The sequence below is a fragment of the Methylobacterium sp. J-030 genome (assembly GCF_022829545.1).
Classification (GTDB): Bacteria; Pseudomonadota; Alphaproteobacteria; order Rhizobiales; family Beijerinckiaceae; genus Methylobacterium.
Map to the genome: position 1 here is coordinate 1 of NZ_JAKSYM010000050.1, position 282 is coordinate 282.

Genomic DNA, 282 nt, shown 5'->3' on the forward strand with positions numbered 1-282 from the left:
TCGTGCACGGCCGCACCCGCAACGAGTGCCTGATGCGCCTGCGCCGGGCGCTCGACGAGTTCGTGATCGACGGCATCGACACGACCCTGCCGCTGTTCCGGACCCTGGTCCGCAACGCGGACGTGCAGAACGGCCTTTACGCGCGATCCTCGCCTACAACATGAAGCGGATGATCCGCCTGTTCGGCGCAACCTGGCTCATCCAGGCCATTCGAGCCTGAAGCGGTCCACCGCGCCGCCGTCATCATCCTGCCGACCAGCGCTGGCGACCACGATCAATGCG

General features: G+C 66.7%; 1 pseudogene. It reads left to right on the forward strand.

The features are described from left to right. Nucleotides 1-164, forward strand: a pseudogene (locus MKK75_RS02180) (hypothetical protein); the annotation flags it as partial. Nucleotides 165-282: the final 118 nt, after the last annotated feature.